Source organism: Streptomyces sp. DSM 106670, from assembly GCF_055792845.1.
The window spans coordinates 3,049,303-3,068,329 of record NZ_CM147704.1; the positions used below are offsets into that span (position 1 = coordinate 3,049,303).

Consider the following 19,027-nt stretch of genomic DNA (forward strand, 5'->3'; position numbering starts at 1 on the left):
CCTTACACCCTGTAATAGCCGTGGGCCGGGACGGCACACTGTTCGGATGAACGATTGGCCCGATCGACGGACCGGCGACCGCAGCGAGCGCTACGGGCGGGGCAGTGCCAGCCCCCAGCCCGAGAGCGCGCGGGCGATGCCGCACATCCAGCGCCGCCCGGCCCAGCCGCGAAGGCCGCAGACCCCGCCGCAGAGGCCGCAGGTGCCGCCGCAGAGCCAGGGGTACGACGACCGCTACCAGGACGGCGGCTACGGCAACAGCCCCGACCCGGGGTACGACAGCGGCTACAACACGGGCCAGGTCTACGGCTCGGGCAGCGGCGGCTCCGACGGCCGGGGCGGCGGTGGCCGGCGCGGCGGCGGTGACGGAGGTTACGTCCAGGGCCGCCCGGCCCCGGACTGGCGCCGCCGGATCAAGCTCGGCGCGCTGACCCTGGTGGTCGTGGTGCTCGCGGTCTCGATCTCGACGTATTTCTGGGCCGACTCCAAGCTGAAGCGCGAGGTCGACCTCTCCAAGGTCATCGAGCGGCCGAAGTCCGGCGACGGCACGAACTACCTGATCGTCGGGTCCGACAGCCGCGAGGGCATGTCGGACGAGGAGAAGAAGCGACTGCGCACCGGCTCCGCCGAGGGCAAGCGCACCGACTCGATGATGATCCTGCACGACGGCTCCAGCGGGCCGACGCTGATCTCGCTGCCGCGCGACTCCAACGTCGAGATCCCGACCTTCAAGGGCTCGGAGTCCGGGAAGACGTTCCAGGGCACCGGCCGGCAGGTGAAGCTGAACGCGGCTTACGCCGAGGACGGGCCCGAACTCCTGGTCCGTACGGTCGAGTTCAACACCGGCCTGCACATCGACCACTACGTCGAGATCGGCTTCGGCGGCTTCGCGAAGATCGTGGACGCGATCGGCGGGGTCGAGCTGGACATCCCGAAGGCCTTCAAGGACAAGAAGTCGGGCGCCGACTTCCAGGCGGGCAAGCAGACGCTGAACGGCGAGCAGTCCCTCGCCTTCGTCCGCACCCGCTACGCGTTCGCGGGCAGCGACCTGGACCGCACGAAGAACCAGCAGAAGTTCCTGGCGGCACTGGCGAGCCAGACGGCGACCCCGTCCACGATCATCAACCCGTTCAAGCTGTACCCGACGCTGGGCGCGGGCCTGGACACGCTGATCGTGGACAAGGACATGTCGCTCTGGTCGCTGGCCAACATGTTCTTCGCGATGAAGGGCGTCACGGGCGGCGACGGTACGTCGATGAACATGCCGATCTCGGGCAGCACCGGATCCAACCTGGTCTGGGACAAGGCCAAGGTGAAGCAGTTGGTGCAGCAGCTCAACAACGACGAGAAGGTCACGGTCACCGGCAACTGAGGCCGGGACGTGGGTGTTTGACGCGGTACGGGCCGGGGCCCGCCGGGTGGTAAGCCGCCCGGCGGGCCCCGGTGCATTGCCGGCAGGTCGGCCTGCTCGCCTATGCGCCGTAGGTGACGACGCCGTGCTCGTCCATGGTCGGGTGGATCTTGGAGGGGCCGTAGTCGTCCACGTCGGAGGGGCGGGGCGTCTCCGGTCCGTCCGGCCCGATGCGCATCACCCGCTCGACGCGCACGACCTCGTACTGCCGCCCCCGCACCACGAGTTCATTGGGCCTCCGGCGCGCGGTGAACTTCTTCGCGGCCCGCGCGTGGATGGCCGCCTCCTTCTCGTCCACCTTCATCCACTCGGGCAGCTCCGGCATGTCCGGCAGATCCGGCAGCTCGGGCACGGGCCGGGTGAGGTGGTGGACGAGGGCGCGCCGGGCGCCCTGCGGGGTGGAGTACTGCCCGGTCACCATCGACCAGGACAGCTCCTTGCGCTCCACCACACGGAACGTCGTCGGCAGGAGAACGACCCCCGGGTGCGTGGTCAACGCCCGCTGGGAGTCGGCCCGTACGTCATCGGGGAAGCGGCTCGCGGTGTAGGAGAGCTGGAGCAGCCCGGCCCGGTCGATCCCCTCCGCCAGCCCGACGGCGGCCGCGTGGTCGACGACGAAGCCCTTGGTGCGGGAGGGGGCCGGCGCGTCCAGGTCCCAGCTGTCGTCGTCCGGGTCGGTGGCCCGGGGCGGCTCCAGGCGCCCGCCGCCGATCCGGGTGAACTCGTCGGCCCGCACGACGCGGTAGCGCACACCGTCCGCCGTCACCTCGTTGACCGGCTCGGTCTCCAGCCGGGTCACGGCCTCCAGCAACGACCGCCGCACGGCCCGGTCCTCGACCTCGTCCTTGGCCCTGAACCAGAGGCGTGAGTTCAGCTCGTCGCGGGTCATCTGCGGGAACCCGGTGTCCAGTTCACCCAGCAACCGCCAGCGCGGCCGGTCCCCGCGCCGCTGCTCGGCAAGCCCGAACAACGGCCCCCGCACCACGATGTTCGGATACTTGCGGACCGAGGCGAACGCATCCGCCTGGGTGACCTCGAAGACCGGGTCGTCGCGGTGGGTGACGTTGATGGTGAGATGGTCCGGAGACTTCCCCGGGTAATCGTCCATGCACTCAGTGTGCCGAAGAGGGGGCGCCGATGTCGGGGTTTTCGCGACCACGGGCTGACCGCCGCGTACGGGACGACGACGGATCGCCGGAATCCCCCTGAATCCACCCGGAATCGCTGCTCACACCGGGTCGTGGCATGTCACGACCCGGCGGGGGTCCACCGGGTCGTCGCCGACCGCGACCCGGTGGACCGCGACATCAAGTACTTAAAGAACCAAGAGAAATGACCCAACCCCACCCCACCCGATCCCGGTGGTCACCTGCGGGAGGGGCTGGTCACTCACACGGGTGAGATTCACCAACTGAGCTGGATTTTGTACGGGTTGGCAGGCATATGCTCACGCTGACCACAACCCCAGACATGAGACGGCCCCCGCCGGGACGGCAATCCCGAGCGAGGACCTGACCACCAAGGAAGCAGAACCCTTCCCGATGGATACCCAGCACGATATCGCCCTCACCCGCGCCCTGGCGGGGGTTCCCGGACCTCTTCCGTCCTCCGGCGTGATCCACGTCGTGATCCCGCACACCGGCAGGTTCACGATCGTCGGCAACCACCTCGCCCAGCACGCCGAGTTGTCGCTCACCGCGATCGGGATCGGCGTCCACATCCAGTCGCTGCCCGCCGGGTCGAAGGTCGGCATCAAGGCGCTCGCGGCCCGCTTCCCCGAGGGCGAGACGAAGATCGCCTCCGCCCTGCGCGAGCTGGAGAACCACGGCTATCTGCACCGGCCGCGCATGAGGCTGGCGAACGGCTGGGTGGTCACCCGCACGGTGTTCCGCAACCAGCCGGGTGCGGTGCCCGACCGCGTACCGGAACCCACCGCCGTACCGGAACCCGGCCGCGTACCGGAACCGACACCCGTACCGGAGCCCGTCGCCGCGCCGGTGCCCATCCCCTTACCGGAAGGTCCGCACGCCCCGGCCCGCTTACCGTCGCGGACCGCGCCCAAGCAGCCACGGCGGCCGCTCCCCCACCCCCACGCACTCTCCCCGGAACTGCGGCAGACCGCCTCCACGTTCCTCGCCGATCTGCGGCGTCACGCGGAAGAGCTGGTGCTCTCGGAAGAGGCCGTCGAGGAGCTGGTCCCCGGGGTGGCCGCCTGGCTCGAACGGGACGCGACGACCGACGCGCTCCGGCACGCACTCACGGCCGACCTCCCGAAGCCGCTGAAGCACCCGGCGAGGCTTCTCAGGCACCGCCTCACGGCCCTCCTGCCACCCCCGCTCCCCGGCATCCACGGTCTGGCGCCATCGCGCCGTACGCAGGTCACCCCGTTCCAGACCTGCGACGGCTGCGAACGGGCCTTCCGCTCCCACCACCCCGGCCACTGCCGCGACTGCCGGGCCCAGTACTGGGAGGCGGCCTAGCATGAAGGGGACGCCACCATCGCGGAGTGGACGATCTCCACCGCCTCAGGAATCACCGAGCGCGAGGCCCTACGCTGTTCCCGCCGCCAGCAACGCCGCATGCGGAAGCGCCAACAGCCCTTCCGGCGTGCGGAATTCGGCGCTGAGGTCGTCGTACGCGCGCCTGGCCGCCGCCACCCCCTCCGCGCCCCCGCTGTTGAGGACCTGCCCGATCGCGCCGATCCCCCGCTCGGCCCCCGCCCACCAGGTGTCCGGGTCGCAGCGGTGTTCCCAGGCCACCTCGGTGCACTGGGCGTCGAGGAGTCCGGCCGTGTCGAGCAGGGCCGCGAGGCCTTCGGGTGTACGGGGGAAGTCGTCCTCGGGGGCGAGGGCGGGGAGCCAGTCGGGGCGGGTCAGGCCGGCGGCTCGGGCGGCTCGGCCGATCAGGGTCTGGCCGGGGGCTCCGGGGGATCGCCAGATGGTGGCCGCCACCCGGCCGCCGGGGCGGGTGATCCGGCGGAGTTCGGCCAGGGCTTCGCGGGGGCGGCCCACGTGGTTGAGCACGAAGTTGCCGACGACCGCGTCGAACGTGTCGTCCGCGTAGGGCAGTTCGGGCAGACGGGCGATGTGCGCCGCCACGATGCCCGGTACCGCCAGGCGGGTCGCCTCCGCCATGCCCGGTTCGGCGTCGGCCGCGTACACCGTCGCTCCGCGCGCCACTGCCGCCGCGCTCACCGTCCCGCTGCCGCAGCCCACGTCCAGGACGCGGCTGCCGGGCCCGGCCTCGGCGGCGTCGAGGAGGGCCGCCGCCGGGTGGGCGCAGAGCCGGGCGTAGGTGCGGGCGTACGCTTCGGCCTTGCCGGACCAGATGCGCCGCTCGGCGTGGTCGAAGGCGGTCATGGCGGTCGCGGTCGGCACGGTCGTCACGGGTGATCTCCTCCGGGTCGGGGTCGGCGAGGTCCTCGTCGGCTCGTCAGCTCGTGCGCACCTTCCGCAGCACGGTCTCCGCCACCTCGGCGGGCGCGACGCCCGTCGTGTCGACCACCTGAGCCGCACGGCGGAGCCAGGGCAGAGCCTGCTCGTAGTCGGTCAGATGGTCCAGGCGCCACTGCTTGGCACCGGCGCTCTCGGGCTTGGTGTCGGTCTCGATGCGTTCGACGAGGGTGTCCCGGTCGGTGTGCAGGAGGAAGTGGTGCACGGGGATGCCGGCCTTCGTCAGGCCGTCGTGGATCTCCTGCCAGTACGGCTCGACCAGGACCGTCTGGGTGACCACCAGCGTGCCGCCCACATGGTCGAGCACCTGCCGTGCGGTCTCCACCACCAGGCCCCGCCAGGGCGGGAAGTCCTGGAAGTCCTTCTCCGGCACGCCCAGGACGTGCCGGAGCATCCAGCCGACCGTCTCGGTGTCGAAGAGCCGGGAATCCGGGAGGAGCGAGGTCACCTCCTTCGCGGTGGTGGTCTTGCCCGCGCCGAAGGTTCCGTTCAGCCAGATGATCATCGATCCACCCTAGGGGCAGACGGCTGCCGGAGGCCGAGCAGGGCGGTCCTACGCGACCGGGCCCTTCGGTTCGAGTTCGGTGAAGTCCTCGTGGAGGGCGTCGAGATGGCGGCCGGTCGGCGTGCCCGTCGGGTCCAGCTCCGCCAGTCGCCAGCCGGGCAGCTGTTCCTCGACCTCGGCCGGGAGCGATCCGTCCGCCGGGTCCGCCAGGGCGTTCAGCACCCCGAACGCCGTCTCCCGGGCGATCTCCCGGGCCAGTGCGCCCAGTTCCTCGGGGGTGAGCCCGGCCGCCAGGGCGCGGTCGACGGCGTCGGCGGCCGCGCCGTCCGTGCGGTAGGCGGCCACCCACCGGGGCGCCTCCGTGGCCCAGGCGTCGACGTCCTGCCACACCGTGCGCAGGAAGCGGTAGCGGGCGAGCTGCGGCAGCCCTTCCTCCGTCTCGGACTCGGCCCAGTCCCGGGCGTCGGCGGCCGCCCCCAGGGCGTCGAAGAGGGCGGTCAGCCTGTCGAGTTCGGTCATGGGGAGGGAGGCTAACCGATGAGTTTTGCAACGGCGCGCGGTCAGTACCTGCGTAACAGTGAGACATGAACAGCCCGAGAGAAACCCTGGAGACCCCGATGCGCACCCTGATCAGCACCGCCTTCGTCTCGCTCGACGGCGTCATGGAGGCCCCGGGCGGCGAGCCCGGCTACCGGAACTCGGGGTGGACGTTCAAGGACATCGAGTTCCTGCCGGAGGCGTACGAGCTCAAGGGCCGGGAGCAGGAGGAGGCCACGGCCCTGCTGCTGGGCCGGGCCAGTTACGAGGCGTTCAGTCCGGTGTGGCCGGGCATGGAGGAGTTCACCGGGTACAAGGCGATGCCGAAGTACGTCGTCTCCACCGAGCTGGCCGACGGCGACCTGGTCGCCGACTGGGGCGAGACCACGATCCTGCGGTCGCTCGACGAGGTCGCCGCCCTCAAGGAGACCGAGGGCGGCCCGATCATCGTCCACGGCAGCACCGAGCTGAACCGGAACCTCGCGGACGCCGACCTCATCGACCGGTACCACCTGCTGGTCTTCCCGGTCCTGCTCGGCGCGGGCAAGCGGCTGTTCAGCACGACGGACAAGGACCGGCAGAAGCTGAAGCTGGTCGAGTACGAGGCGTACGCCAACGGGATCCAGAAGAACGTGTTCGACGTGATCCGCTGAACCGCCGGTCGGGTCATGTCGGGGGACACGGGCCGGGGAGCGCGACTCCGGTGACGCGCTCCCCGGCATGCGCCGGCATGAAGCAGCAACGCCCATTCGACGTGACGGTTCCGTTCGCCCAGTCAGGCTTCGAAGCATGCGAACGGCCCCCGGCAGGATCACCGGGGGCCGTCATGAGTGCTGTACGAAAAGCCGCTACGGCAGGTTGCGCGCCATGACGATGCGCTGGACCTGGTTGGTGCCCTCGTAGATCTGGGTGATCTTGGCGTCGCGCATCATGCGCTCGACCGGATAGTCCCGCGTGTAGCCGTAGCCGCCGAGCAGCTGGACGGCGTCCGTGGTGACCTCCATGGCGACGTCCGAGGCGAAGCACTTGGCCGCCGCGCCCTGGAAGGTCAGGTCCGCATCCCCGCGCTCCGACTTGGCGGCCGCCGCGTAGGTGAGCTGGCGGGCGGCCTCGATCTTCATCGCCATGTCGGCGAGCATGAACTGGATGCCCTGGAACTCCGCGATCGGCTTGCCGAACTGCTTGCGCTCCTGGACGTAGCCCTTGGCGTAGTCCAGTGCGCCCTGGGCGATGCCGAGGGCCTGGGCCGCGATGGTGATGCGGGTGTGGTCCAGGGTCTTCATCGCCGTGGCGAAGCCGGTGCCCTCCTCGCCGATCATGCGGTCGGCGGGGATCCGGACGTTGTCGAGGTAGACCTCGCGGGTCGGCGAGCCCTTGATGCCGAGCTTCTTCTCCGGGGCGCCGAAGGAGACGCCCTCGTCGGACTTCTCGACGACGAACGCGGAGATGCCCTTGGAGCGCTTGGTCGGGTCGGTGACCGCCATGACCGTGTAGTACTCGGAGACGCCCGCGTTGGTGATCCAGCGCTTCACGCCGTTGAGGACCCAGAAGTCGCCGTCGCGCACGGCCTTCGTCTTCATGCCCGCCGCGTCCGAGCCGGCGTCCGGCTCGGAGAGGGCGTACGAGAACATCGCGTCGCCCTTGGCGAGCGGGCCCAGGTACTTGGCCTTCAGCTCCTCGGAGCCCGAGAGGATCACCGGGAGCGAGCCGAGCTTGTTGACGGCCGGGATCAGGGAGGAGGAGGCGCAGACGCGGGCCACCTCCTCGATCACGATGACCGTGGCGAGCGCGTCGGCGCCGGCGCCGCCGTACTCCTCCGGGACGTGGACGGCGTGCAGGTCCGAGGCGACCAGGGCGTCCAGCGCCTCCTGCGGGAAGCGGCTCTCCTCGTCGACCGCGGCGGCGAAGGGGGCGATCTTCGACTCGGCGAGCGCGCGGATGGTCTCGCGGAGCATGTCGTGCTCCTCGGCCGGACGGTACAGGTCGAAATCGGTCGAACCCGCCAAGACGCTCACTCCCCAGATGCTAACTACCGTTAAGTAACTCAATTTTAGTGCGCCGACCGTCCGACGGCATACGTGCCGCGTACGTGAGCTTGCCGACAGGGGTGGGGCATGAGGGAGGTACCGGGCATATCGAGCGGTGAATTCCGGCCTCCGGGTCCCCGACTATGCTCGGTCCGCACGTCCGTCCGTATCTTCCAGGAGCACTCCATGGCCCTCAGGATCACTGTGATCGGCACCGGCTACCTCGGCGCCACCCATGCCGCGGCCATGGCCGAGCTGGGCTTCGAGGTCCTGGGGCTCGACATCGTGCCGGAGAAGGTCCAGCTGCTGTCCTCCGGGCGCGTGCCGATGTACGAGCCGGGTCTGGAGGACATGCTTCAGCGGCATGTCGCGGGCATCGAGGGGTCCACCGGGCGGCTGCGCTTCACCACCTCCTGGGAGGAGGTCGGCGAGTTCGGCGATGTGCACTTCGTCTGTGTGAACACTCCGCAGAAGCACGGCGAGTACGCGTGTGACATGAGCTATGTGGACAGCGCCTTCGAGTCGCTGGCCCCGCATCTGACCCGGCCCGTCCTGGTCGTCGGCAAGTCGACCGTCCCGGTGGGCTCCGCCGCCCGGCTCGCGGACCGGCTCGCCGAGCTGGCTCCGGTGGGCGCCGGCGCCGAGCTGGCCTGGAACCCGGAGTTCCTCCGCGAGGGCTTCGCCGTGAAGGACACCCTGCACCCGGACCGGATCGTGGTCGGCGTGCGCAGCGAGACCGCCGAGAAGCTGCTGCGCGAGGTGTACGCCGGGCCGGTGGCCGAGGGCTCGCCGTTCGTGGTCACCGACTTCCCGACCGCCGAGCTGGTGAAGACCTCCGCCAACTCCTTCCTGGCCACCAAGATCTCCTTCATCAACGCGATGGCCGAGGTCTGCGAGGCCGCCGACGGGGACGTCGTGAAGCTCGCCGAGGCCATCGGGCACGACGAGCGCATCGGGAAGAAGTTCCTGCGGGCCGGGATCGGCTTCGGCGGCGGTTGCCTGCCCAAGGACATCCGCGCCTTCATGGCGCGCGCCGGAGAGCTGGGCGCCGACCAGGCCCTCACCTTCCTCCGCGAGGTCGACTCCATCAACATGCGCCGCCGCGGCCACATGGTGGAGCTGGCCCGGGAGGCGGTGGGCGGCGACTCGTTCCTCGGCAAGCGGGTCGCGGTGCTGGGCGCCGCGTTCAAGCCCGACTCCGACGACGTACGCGACTCCCCCGCGCTCAACGTCGCCGGGCAGATCCACCTCCAGGGCGGCCAGGTGACCGTGTTCGACCCGAAGGGGATGGACAACGCCCGGCGGCTGTTCCCGACCCTCGGTTACGCGGACTCCGCGCTGGAGGCGGTGCGCGGCGCGGATGTGGTGCTGCATCTGACGGAGTGGCGCGAGTTCCGCGAGCTGGACCCGGCCGAGCTGGGCGAGGTGGCCGCCCGCCGGATCATCCTGGACGGGCGCAACGCCCTGGACAGTGCCGTGTGGCGCGAGGCCGGGTGGACGTACCGGGCGATGGGCCGCCCGAAGGCCTGAGAGCCGTCCCGCCGGCTTCGGCCCCGCCTCCGGCGGACAGGCTGAGCCCATGAACGACACGTGCGACCGGATCATCACCCCGCTCACCGGCGACCTCCTGCGCGGTGCGCTCGACCTGGAGCGCACCGCGCGCGGCGGCCTGCTCCCGCACCGGCTGCCCGCCGCCGCACGGGCCCGGTTCGGCGGTGACGAGGAGGTGGCCCGGGCGGAGTCCCAGCCCTCCGGTGTGCGGGTGGTGTTCCGCACCCGGGCCACCGTCGTCGAGCTGGGTCTCCTGCGCACGGTCGTCGGCTACCGGGGCGTCCCGCCCGCCCCGGACGGCGCGTACGACCTGCACATCGACGGGGAGCCGGCCGGGCGGGCCACGGCGAGCGGCGGCGATGTCGTGCTCGTCGACCTGGCGGACGGTTCGCAAAAGACGTTCCCCGGGCGGATCGGCCGCGTCCGGTTCGACGGGCTGCCCGAGCGGGAGAAGGACGTCGAAATCTGGCTGCCGTACACCGAGACCGCCGAGCTGATCGACCTGCGCACCGACGCCCCCGTCACGGCCGTGGCGCCGAGCGGGCGCCGGGTGTGGCTGCACCACGGCAGTTCGATCAGCCACGGTTCGGCGGCCGCCAGCTCGGCCACCGCCTGGCCCGCTCTGGCGTCCGCCGCGGCGGACGTGGAGCTGGTCAATCTGTCGCTGGCCGGCAACGCCCTGCTCGACCTGTTCACCGCGCGCGCCCTGCGGGACACCCCCGCCGATCTGATCAGCGTCAAGATCGGCATCAACCTCGTCAACCACGATGCGATGGGGCGGAGCGACTTCGGCCCGGCCGTGCACCGATTCCTCGACACCGTCCGCGACGGGCATCCGACCACGCCGCTGCTCGTCGTCTCCCCCGTTCTCTGCCCGGCGCAGGAGGACACCCCGGGGCCCGCCGCCCCGGACGTCTCCGACGGGCGGGTGCGGTTCACGGCGCTGGGAGACCCGGCCGACGCGGCGCGCGGCAAGCTGACGCTGCGCGTCGTACGCGAGGAGCTGGCCCGGATCGTGGCGGAGCGGGCGGCGTCGGACCCGTACCTCTTCCACATGGACGGCCTCACCCTGTACGGCGAGGCCGACCACGCCGAGCTGCCGCTGCCGGACCGGCTGCACCCGGACGCCGCCGCCCACCGCCGCATGGGCGAGCGCTTCGCGGCGTTCGCCTTCGGTCCGGGCGGGCCGTTCGCGACCACGGCGGTCTGACGACGGGCCTCAGCCGTCCAGCTCGGCGATCGTCGCGTGGGACGGGCCGCGCCCGCTCTGCTCGGCGCGGGCCACGGCCTCCGCGTCGCGCAGGACGCGTACGGAGTTCTGCCAGGTCAGCTTGGCGAGGTCGCCCTCGGACCAGTTGCGCCGCAGCAGCTCGGCGATCAGGTTCGGGTAGCCGGAGACGTCCTCCAGGCCGCGCGGGGTGAACGCCGTGCCGTCGTAGTCGCCGCCGATGCCGATGTGGTCGACGCCCGCGACCTCGCGCATGTGGTCGAGGTGGTCCGCGATGGTCGAGACGGTGGCCTCGGGGCGCGGGTGGGCCGCCTCGAAGTCCTCGTGGATGCGCATCGCGACCGGGGTGGTGTCGAGGTGGTGCAGGCCGTGCTCGCGCATGTTGCGGTCGGCGGCCAGGGTCCAGGCGACCGCCTCGGGCAGCACGAACTTCGGGACGAAGGTCGCCATCGCGACGCCGCCGTTGGCCGGGAGGGCGGCCAGCACGTCGTCGGGGATGTTGCGCGGGTGGTCGCAGACGGCGCGGGCCGAGGAGTGCGAGAAGATCACCGGCGCGGTGCTGGTGGCGAGCGCGTCGCGCATGACGCCGTCGGCGACGTGGCTGAGGTCGACCAGCATGCCGACGCGGTTCATCTCGCGGACGACCTCGTGGCCGAAGGCGGAGAGCCCGCCGAGGCGCGGCAGGTCCGTGGCGCTGTCGGCCCAGTCGATGTTGTCGTTGTGGGTGAGCGTCATGTAGCGGACGCCCAGGTCGTACAGGGCGCGCAGGGTGCCCAGCGAGTTGTTGATGGAGTGGCCGCCCTCGGCGCCCATCAGCGAGGCGATCCGGCCCTCGGCGCGGGCCTTCTCCAGGTCGTCGGCGGTGAGCGCCCGGCGCAGGTACGTCGGGTAGCGGGCGATCAGCTCGCCGACGACGTCGATCTGTTCCAGGGTGGCGCTGACGGCCGCGTCGCCGGTCAGGTCGGTGCGGACGTACACCGACCAGAACTGGCCGCCGACCCCGCCGGCCCGCAGCCGGTTCAGGTCGGTGTGGAGCAGACCGCGCTGGTCGGCGGCGATGTCCCGGGCGTCGAGGTCGTAGCCGACCTGTTCGCGCAGGGCCCAGGGCAGGTCGTTGTGGCCGTCGACGACGGGGTGGGCGGCGAGGAGCTCGCGGGCGCGCTGCACGTGGTCCATCTGCCGGCCCCTACTTTCCGAAGCCGAAGGAGTCGGAGCCCTGGACCTTGGAGCGCAGCCGCTTGCCCTTCTCGGTGGCCTGGTCGTTCAGCTCCTGCAGGAACTCCCGCATCCGCTCCTGGAGCGCGGGGTCGCCCGCGGCGAGGATCCGGGCGGCCAGCAGGCCCGCGTTGCGCGCGCCGCCGACGGAGACGGTGGCGACGGGGACTCCGGCGGGCATCTGGACGATGGAGAGCAGGCTGTCCATGCCGTCCAGGTACTTCAGCGGCACCGGGACGCCGATGACCGGCAGCGGGGTGACGGAGGCCAGCATGCCGGGCAGATGGGCGGCTCCGCCCGCGCCCGCGACGATCGCCTTGAGGCCGCGGCCCGCCGCTTCCTCGCCGTACGCGATCATCTCGCGCGGCATGCGGTGGGCGGAGACGACGTCGACCTCGTACGGGATCTCGAACTCGTCGAGCGCCTTGGCGGCGGCCTCCATGACGGGCCAGTCGGAGTCCGAGCCCATGACGATGCCGACGAGCGGGGCGGCGGGTGATCCGGTGCCGGGGGAAGTCATTCGGTGATCGTTCCTCGCAGGTAGTCGGCCGCGTGCCGGGCGCGCTCCCGCACGTCCGCCAGATCGTCGCCGTAGGTGTTGACGTGGCCGACCTTGCGGCCGGGCTTCACGTCCTTGCCGTACATGTGGATCTTGAGCTGCGGATCGCGGGCCATGCAGTGCAGATACGCCTGGTACATGTCCGGGTAGTCGCCGCCCAGGACGTTGCACATGACCGTCCAGGGGGCGCGCGGGCGCGGGTCGCCGAGCGGGAGGTCGAGGACCGCCCGTACGTGGTTGGCGAACTGCGAGGTGATCGCGCCGTCCTGGGTCCAGTGGCCGGAGTTGTGCGGGCGCATCGCCAGCTCGTTGACCAGAATGCCGGGCTTCCCGTCGGGTCCCCGGGTCTCGAACAGCTCCACCGCGAGGTGTCCGACGACGTCCAGCTCGGCGGCGATGCGCAGCGCGAGCTGCTGTGCTTCGCCGGCCAGGGCCTCGTCCAGCTCGGGGGCGGGGGCGATCACCGTGTCGCAGACGCCGTCGACCTGGATGGACTCGACGACCGGGTAGGCGACGGCCTGGCCGTGCGGCGAGCGGACGATGTTCGCCGCGAGCTCCCGTACGAAGTCGACCTTCTCCTCCGCGAGGACCGGAACGCCGGCGCGGAACGGATCGGCGGCGTCCGCCTCGGAGCGGACCACCCACACGCCCTTGCCGTCGTAGCCGCCGCGCACGGTCTTGAGGATGACGGGGAAGCCCCCGGCCTCCTCGGCGAACGCGGCGGCGTCCGCCGGGTCGCTCACGATGCGGTTACGAGGGCAGGGGGCGCCGATCTCCAGGAGCTTGGCACGCATCACCCCCTTGTCCTGGGCGTGCACCAGGGCATCGGGGCCGGGGCGCACGGGGATGCCGTCCGCCTCCAGGGCCCGCAGGTGCTCGGTGGGCACGTGCTCGTGGTCGAAGGTGATCACGTCGCAGCCCTGCGCGAAGGCGCGGAGCGTGTCCAGGTCGCGATAGTCGCCGATGACGACCTCGCTGACCACCTGGGCCGCCGAGTCCTGGGGCGTGTCACTGAGGAGCTTGAATTTCAGGCCGAGGGGGATACCCGCCTCGTGGGTCATGCGGGCGAGCTGACCGCCGCCGACCATGCCGACTACCGGGAACGTCACGTCTCCAGGGTATCCGGCGCGCCGGTGGTTCCCGGACGGCCGTACGGATGGCCGCACGCCCACCGCCCCCGCGGACTCACGGGCGTCACACGGGCGGGCTGGTTAGCATGGCGGAGTTGACGTGGTTACGTCGACACGTCATCCAGACGCCTTCCGACGGACGGGACCAGCGATCACCATGAGCGAACCGGGCGCACTGCGGACCCGGCTTGAGCTGCTGGCCCGGGAGGTCGCCAAGTTCGGCGCGGTCGGCGCTTTCGGCCTGCTGGTCAACATCGCGGTCTTCAACCTGCTGCGGCACACCACGGACCTCCAGGTGGTCCGGGCGAGCGTGCTGGCGACCTTCGTCGCGATCCTCTTCAACTACGTGGGCTTCCGCTACTGGACCTACCGGGACCGCGACAAGACCGGCCGGACCCGTGAGCTGGCGCTCTTCCTGCTGTTCAGTGCGGCGGGCGCGGTGATCGAGACGGGCGTGCTGTATCTGGCGACGTACGGCTTCGGCTGGAACACCCCGGTCCAGAGCAATGTCTTCAAGATCGTCGGCATCGGGATCGCCACCCTGTTCCGCTTCTGGTCCTACCGGACCTGGGTCTTCAAGACCCTGCCCGCCAAGGAGGCCGTGCTGAGCGCGGAACGGTTTCTGGAGCAGCGCAGGCCGACGGAGGAACGGGTAGCGCCCGATCCCGTACGGAACTGAACCGTCCCGGACGGAAGCGATCCACGGAAGCGGCCTACGGAGTCACTCGTTGTTCAGCGCACCGGGCGCTCGGGGTCCGTGCGGTCGACCGGGACCCGGCTGAGGAAGAGCGCGAAGACCGCCGGGTGCTGCTGGAGCAGCTCCAGCCGTCCGCCGTCCGCCTCCGCGAGATCGCGGGCGACGGCCAGTCCGATGCCGGTGGAGTTGCGGCCGCTGATGGTCCGCTCGAAGATCCGCGCCCCCAGTTCGGCGGGGACGCCGGGGCCCTCGTCGGTGACCTCGATGACCGCCTGATTGCCGGTGACCCGGGTGCGCAGGGCGACGGTGCCGCCGCCGTGCATCAGGGAGTTCTCGATCAGCGCCGCCAGGACCTGGGCGACCGCTCCCGGGGTGCCGACGGCCCGCAGCCCGTGCTTGCCGGAGCAGACCAGCGCCCGCCCGGCGCTGCGGTAGGCGGGGCGCCACTCCTCGATCTGCTGCTTGACGATCTCGTCGAGGTCAAAGACGACGGCGGAGCCGGTGCGCGGGTCGCGGGAGTTCGTCAGGAGCCGCTCGACGACGTCGGTGAGGCGCTCGACCTGGGTGAGGGCGATGTTCGCCTCCTCCTTCACCGTGTCGGGGTCGTCGGTGACGGAGATCTCCTCGATCCGCATGGAGAGCGCGGTCAGCGGTGTCCGCAGCTGGTGCGAGGCGTCGGCGGCCAGCCGGCGTTCGGCGGTCAGCATCCGGGCGATCCGCTCGGCGGAGGAGTCCAGGACGTCGGCGACCCGGTCCAGCTCGGGCACCCCGTACCGCTTGTGGCGCGGCCGGGGGTCCCCGGAGCCGAGGCGTTCGGCGGTCTCGGCGAGGTCGGTGAGCGGGGAGGCCAGCCGGTTGGCCTGGCGTACGGCGAGGAGCACGGCCGAGACGATCGCCAGCAGCGCCACCGCGCCGATGATCAGGAGCGTGCGCCCGACCTCGCGGGTGACGGCGGTGCGGGACTCCTCGACGGTGACCTTCTCGCCCTGCTCACCGGTCTCGGTGGCGCGCAGGACGCTGCCGGAGGGGCGTTCGCCGACGGCGATGGGCTCGCGGCCGGGGATCTCGATCAGCGCGAACCGGGCCGGGTCGATCTGCTCGGCCAGCACGCCGGAGTTGATCGTCTCCTCGCCCAGCAGCCGGCTCTCGACCACGCTGATCAGCCGCAGCGCCTCGGACTCGACGCTCTCCTGGGCGCTGGCGCTGATGGTGCGGGTCTCCACGATCACCAGCGAGACGCCGAAGACGGCGATGACGACGAGCACCACGGCGAGCGTGGAGTTGATCAGCCGACGGCGCATGTCCGCCGCCTCACGGTGCCGTCGGGGCGGTTCTCAGAGCGCATGGGAGCTTCGTACGTCAGCTCTTCTCGAAGCGGAAGCCGACGCCCCGGACGGTGGCGATGTAGCGCGGATTGGCGGCGTCGTCGCCGAGCTTCTTGCGCAGCCAGGAGATGTGCATGTCGAGGGTCTTGGTGGAGGACCACCAGGTGGTGTCCCAGACCTCGCGCATCAGCTGGTCGCGGGTGACGACCCGGCCGGCGTCCCGGACCAGGACCCGCAGCAGGTCGAACTCCTTGGCGGTGAGCTGGAGTTCCTCCTCGCCCATCCAGGCCCGGTGCGACTCGACGTCGATCCTGACGCCGTGGGTGGCGGGCTGCGGGACGGGCTCGGAGGCGCCGCGCCGCAGCAGGGCGCGGACCCGGGCGAGCAGCTCGGCGAGCCGGAACGGCTTGGTGACGTAGTCGTCGGCGCCCGCGTCGAGGCCGACGACCGTGTCGACCTCGTCGGCGCGGGCCGTCAGCACCAGGATCGGGATGGTGTGACCGCCGGCCCGGAGCCTGCGGGCGACTTCGAGACCGTCCATCCCGGGCAGCCCCAGGTCGAGAACGACCAGGTCGATGCCGCCCTGGAGTCCGGCGTCGAGCGCGGTCGGACCGTCCTGGCGGACCTCGACCTCGTAACCCTCCCGACGCAGTGCGCGGGCCAGTGGCTCCGAGATGGATGCGTCGTCCTCGGCGAGCAGTACACGGGTCATGGACTGATGGTAGTCCGGACGGAGGTCCGGAAGTGAGGCCCACGACGCCACCTGCGGGTCAGCGCCACAAAGAGGACGGAGACCTTTGAATATGGGAGTGTGGTTCCACCAGGACCTGTGATCCATGTCTCAAGTCCTTTCATATCCCGCTGTGTCGTGTCGTATGGTGTCCCGACGCCTGTTGCACTACTCAAGGACCTTTGGGCAGCCATGAGCGCCAAGGGTCCCTTTTGTGTGCGGGGCCGGTTCCCGCCGGCCCGCTCCGAGTGAATGACCTGTGAGCCGGGCCCGGAACGCGAGGACGCGTGACGGGCGTGGATCCCGACGCGGTTCTTCCCCGCTCCGCCGCCGTATCTCCGCCAGGAGTCCGGCCGCGCGGAGCACGTCCCCCTCAGGCGTGGGGATGGGGTACGCCGCGCCGGTGCCGGCTGCCCCCCACCGGGCGCGTACCGCTCACGAGGCGGCGCGTCCCGACCAGCAAGGATCGACCATGGCGTCCAGCCTGACGAAGGACTCGCCGAATTCCGGCGAGAAGACCTTCTTCGGCCACCCCCGCGGTATGGCCACCCTGTTCATGACGGAGATGTGGGAACGCTTCTCCTGGTACGGGATGCGCGCCATCCTCACCCTGTACTTGGTGGCCGCTGTGCTCGACGGCCCCCTCGAGGGCCGGGAGGCGCTCGCCGCCTCCATCTACGGTGTCTACAACGCCGTCGTCTACATGGCCGCGATGCCCGGCGGCTGGGTCGCCGACCGTCTCTGGGGCGCCCGCAAGGCCGTTCTGGTCGGCGGGATCATCATCGCGCTGGGCCACTTCACCCTGGCGCTGCCGAGCGACATCGCGTTCTTCTTCGGCCTCGCGCTGATCGCGATCGGCACGGGTCTGCTGAAGCCGAACATCTCGGCGATGGTGGGCGGCCTCTACGAGGGCCAGACCAGCGCCCGCCGCGACGCCGGTTTCACGCTCTTCTACATGGCGATCAACATCGGTGGCCTCGCCGCCCCGCTGCTGGTCGGCTACCTCGGCGAGAACGTCAACTGGCACCTCGGCTTCGGTGTCGCCGGTGTCGGTATGACCTTCGCGGTCATCCAGTACGCGCTCGGCTCCCGGCACCTCGGCGAGGTCGGCAAGCTGCCCGCCAAGCCGATCTCCCCCGAGGAGCGCCGCAGCACGCTGCGCAAGGTGGGCCTGTGGGCCGGCATCGCGGTCGCCGCGCTGCTGATCGACCTGGCGCTGGGCACGTACGACATCGAGCACATCGTCAACGTCCTGGCCGTGCTGGGCGTCGTCGTGCCGATCGTCTACTTCATCACGATCTTCCGGGACCCGGCGCTGACGGCGGAGGACCGCCCGAAGATCAAGGCGTACGTGTGGTTCTTCATCACCGCCGTGCTCTTCTGGATGATCTACGACCAGTCCGGTTCGCTGCTGACGATCTTCGCGGACAACAAGACGGACCGCTTCATCGGCGGCTGGGAGTTCCCGGCCTCCTGGCTGCAGTCGGTCAACCCGGCCATGGTCATCATCCTGGCCCCGGTCTTCGCCACGCTCTGGGTCAAGCTGGCCACGCGCAACCGTGAGCCCAGCACCCCGATGAAGTTCGCGCTGGCGATGCTCCTCATCGGTGGCTCCTTCGGCATCATGGGCCTGGCGGGCGCGGCCGCGGCCAACAGCGACACGGGCAAGGTGACCGTGTTCTGGCTGCTCGCCGTCTACCTGGCGCAGACCATGGGTGAGATGTGCCTCTCCCCGGTCGGCCTGTCGCTGTCCACGAAGCTGGCGCCGAAGATGTTCGTCGGCCAGATCATGGGTCTGTGGTTCCTGGCCACGTCGACGGGCAACGCCCTGAACGGCTGGACCACGAAGCTCAACGCTCCGCTGGGCGACGCCGCGTACTACACGCTGCAGGCGGTCGTGGCGGTCGCGGCGGGCATCGCCTTCATGGTGGCGGGCCGCAAGATCCGCGCCCTGATGGGCAATGTGAAGTAGCTCCTCGCCGAGGAACGTGAAGCAGTTCCTCGCCGACGACGAACGGCAGCGGGTCCGCACGAACTTCTCGTGCGGACCCGCTGCCGCGTTCACCGCCTCTCGGCAGCGGCTACTTCTTGGTCTCGACCTTGACGCTGCGCAGGAAGCTGCTGAACCCGCACTTCACCGAGGACTTCTCGCCGGGCTTCTTCCAGTCACCGAACAGCGTCCACGGGATGGTGTGCTCGGCGCCCCGGCCGCGTACGACGTCGCAGACGAGCACGGCGCGGTGCTTCTTGACGGCCTTCCCCTTGGCCGACTTCTTGCAGGAGGACGTCGAGACCGGGCGTCCCAGCGAGAGGCTGGGCGTGGCCTTGCAGGTGTACTTCGCACCGGCCGCGGCGGCGGGCGCGGCGGTCGCCAGTGTCAGTCCGGACGTCATCAGCAGGCCGGCGAGCACGCCCGTCGCAGCCTTCTTCCCCCAGGTCACCATCATGTTGTTCCTTTTCTCAACCGGTGCGGGGCGGGCAGGTGGTCAAGCCTGCCGGTGAGCGCCGCACTCAGACGATTCCCTTCGCTCCTGCGAAGAGATGCGTAAGGAACCTAGCCTTTTCGATCTTGTGCGATCAAGGTGGAGCGGGTGATTTGAGCTAGTTCAGAGCATGAGCGATCGGTACGGGTCCGGAGCGCGTCGGGGCATGCCGGGGCG

General features: G+C 70.6%; 18 protein-coding genes. 7 read left to right on the top strand and 11 right to left on the bottom strand.

The annotated features are described in order from the left end of the window. The first annotated feature begins 46 nt into the window (after positions 1-46). Positions 47-1,372 carry an LCP family protein gene (locus tag ACSMXR_RS13445; RefSeq protein WP_473171952.1) on the top strand — a complete coding sequence of 442 codons (1,326 nt, stop codon included), beginning with the start codon at positions 47-49 and terminating at the stop codon, positions 1,370-1,372. Between the two features lie 100 nt (positions 1,373-1,472). Here the strand turns inward: ACSMXR_RS13445 and ACSMXR_RS13450 are convergent, their stop codons facing one another. Further along, on the bottom strand, positions 1,473-2,519 hold the full coding sequence (locus ACSMXR_RS13450; protein ID WP_473171953.1) for a DUF5954 family protein: 1,047 nt from the start codon (positions 2,517-2,519) through the stop codon (positions 1,473-1,475). 433 nt (positions 2,520-2,952) lie between these two features. On the opposite strand from ACSMXR_RS13450, the gene ACSMXR_RS13455 reads away from it, so the two are divergent. Beyond that, a complete protein-coding gene (locus ACSMXR_RS13455) occupies positions 2,953-3,891 on the top strand; it encodes a hypothetical protein (protein ID WP_473171954.1) in 939 nt (312 codons plus the stop codon). 69 nt (positions 3,892-3,960) lie between these two features. On the opposite strand, the gene ACSMXR_RS13460 is transcribed toward ACSMXR_RS13455, so the two are convergent. The 3 genes from ACSMXR_RS13460 to ACSMXR_RS13470 form a co-directional block, all read right to left on the bottom strand. Further along, on the bottom strand, positions 3,961-4,770 hold the full coding sequence (locus tag ACSMXR_RS13460) for a class I SAM-dependent methyltransferase (protein WP_473172376.1): 810 nt from the start codon (positions 4,768-4,770) through the stop codon (positions 3,961-3,963). Positions 4,771-4,843: 73 nt separating this feature from the next. Further along, complete coding sequence (locus ACSMXR_RS13465) at positions 4,844-5,368, bottom strand: P-loop nucleotide/nucleoside kinase family protein (RefSeq protein ID WP_137234362.1); 525 nt, start codon at positions 5,366-5,368, stop codon at positions 4,844-4,846. 48 nt (positions 5,369-5,416) lie between these two features. After that, positions 5,417-5,887 (bottom strand): hypothetical protein, encoded by a 471-nt coding sequence (locus ACSMXR_RS13470; protein ID WP_376184145.1) that lies wholly within the window; start codon positions 5,885-5,887, stop codon positions 5,417-5,419. A gap of 98 nt (positions 5,888-5,985) precedes the next feature. On the opposite strand from ACSMXR_RS13470, the gene ACSMXR_RS13475 reads away from it, so the two are divergent. Then, on the top strand, positions 5,986-6,558 hold the full coding sequence (locus tag ACSMXR_RS13475; protein ID WP_137234360.1) for a dihydrofolate reductase family protein: 573 nt from the start codon (positions 5,986-5,988) through the stop codon (positions 6,556-6,558). A 195-nt stretch (positions 6,559-6,753) separates the two neighbouring features. Here ACSMXR_RS13475 and ACSMXR_RS13480 read toward each other — a convergent pair whose 3' ends face one another. Next, the gene (locus ACSMXR_RS13480) at positions 6,754-7,911 is read right to left on the bottom strand and encodes an acyl-CoA dehydrogenase (RefSeq protein WP_218526602.1); all 1,158 of its coding nucleotides are present in this window, start codon (positions 7,909-7,911) and stop codon (positions 6,754-6,756) included. Between the two features lie 207 nt (positions 7,912-8,118). On the opposite strand from ACSMXR_RS13480, the gene ACSMXR_RS13485 reads away from it, so the two are divergent. Then, a complete protein-coding gene (locus ACSMXR_RS13485; protein WP_137234359.1) occupies positions 8,119-9,462 on the top strand; it encodes a UDP-glucose dehydrogenase family protein in 1,344 nt (447 codons plus the stop codon). 49 nt (positions 9,463-9,511) lie between these two features. Beyond that, positions 9,512-10,693, top strand: coding sequence for a GDSL-type esterase/lipase family protein (locus tag ACSMXR_RS13490; RefSeq protein ID WP_473171955.1), 1,182 nt, complete (start codon positions 9,512-9,514; stop codon positions 10,691-10,693). A 9-nt stretch (positions 10,694-10,702) separates the two neighbouring features. Here the strand turns inward: ACSMXR_RS13490 and ACSMXR_RS13495 are convergent, their stop codons facing one another. Genes ACSMXR_RS13495 through ACSMXR_RS13505 form a run of 3 tightly spaced genes read right to left on the bottom strand, consistent with a single transcriptional unit; the run spans position 10,703 to position 13,594 of the window. Beyond that, the gene (locus tag ACSMXR_RS13495; protein WP_137234357.1) at positions 10,703-11,887 is read right to left on the bottom strand and encodes a dipeptidase; all 1,185 of its coding nucleotides are present in this window, start codon (positions 11,885-11,887) and stop codon (positions 10,703-10,705) included. Between the two features lie 10 nt (positions 11,888-11,897). Further along, complete coding sequence (gene purE, locus ACSMXR_RS13500; protein ID WP_137234356.1) at positions 11,898-12,446, bottom strand: 5-(carboxyamino)imidazole ribonucleotide mutase; 549 nt, start codon at positions 12,444-12,446, stop codon at positions 11,898-11,900. Continuing rightward, the gene (locus ACSMXR_RS13505; protein WP_137234355.1) at positions 12,443-13,594 is read right to left on the bottom strand and encodes a 5-(carboxyamino)imidazole ribonucleotide synthase; all 1,152 of its coding nucleotides are present in this window, start codon (positions 13,592-13,594) and stop codon (positions 12,443-12,445) included. Before ACSMXR_RS13505 ends, purE begins: the two co-directional genes overlap by 4 nt. 178 nt (positions 13,595-13,772) lie before the next feature. On the opposite strand from ACSMXR_RS13505, the gene ACSMXR_RS13510 reads away from it, so the two are divergent. Beyond that, the gene (locus tag ACSMXR_RS13510; RefSeq protein WP_137234354.1) at positions 13,773-14,294 is read left to right on the top strand and encodes a GtrA family protein; all 522 of its coding nucleotides are present in this window, start codon (positions 13,773-13,775) and stop codon (positions 14,292-14,294) included. 53 nt (positions 14,295-14,347) lie between these two features. Here ACSMXR_RS13510 and ACSMXR_RS13515 read toward each other — a convergent pair whose 3' ends face one another. Beyond that, entirely contained in the window at positions 14,348-15,613 is a 1,266-nt protein-coding gene (locus ACSMXR_RS13515) for an ATP-binding protein (protein ID WP_137234353.1), read from the bottom strand. Between the two features lie 58 nt (positions 15,614-15,671). Then, a complete protein-coding gene (locus ACSMXR_RS13520; protein WP_007450117.1) occupies positions 15,672-16,349 on the bottom strand; it encodes a response regulator transcription factor in 678 nt (225 codons plus the stop codon). 490 nt (positions 16,350-16,839) lie between these two features. Here ACSMXR_RS13520 and ACSMXR_RS13525 point away from each other — a divergent pair, with 490 nt between their 5' ends. Then, positions 16,840-18,339 (top strand): peptide MFS transporter, encoded by a 1,500-nt coding sequence (locus tag ACSMXR_RS13525; RefSeq protein ID WP_137234352.1) that lies wholly within the window; start codon positions 16,840-16,842, stop codon positions 18,337-18,339. Positions 18,340-18,448: 109 nt separating this feature from the next. Here ACSMXR_RS13525 and ACSMXR_RS13530 read toward each other — a convergent pair whose 3' ends face one another. Continuing rightward, the gene (locus ACSMXR_RS13530) at positions 18,449-18,814 is read right to left on the bottom strand and encodes a hypothetical protein (RefSeq protein ID WP_473171956.1); all 366 of its coding nucleotides are present in this window, start codon (positions 18,812-18,814) and stop codon (positions 18,449-18,451) included. Between the last annotated feature and the right edge of the window lie 213 nt (positions 18,815-19,027).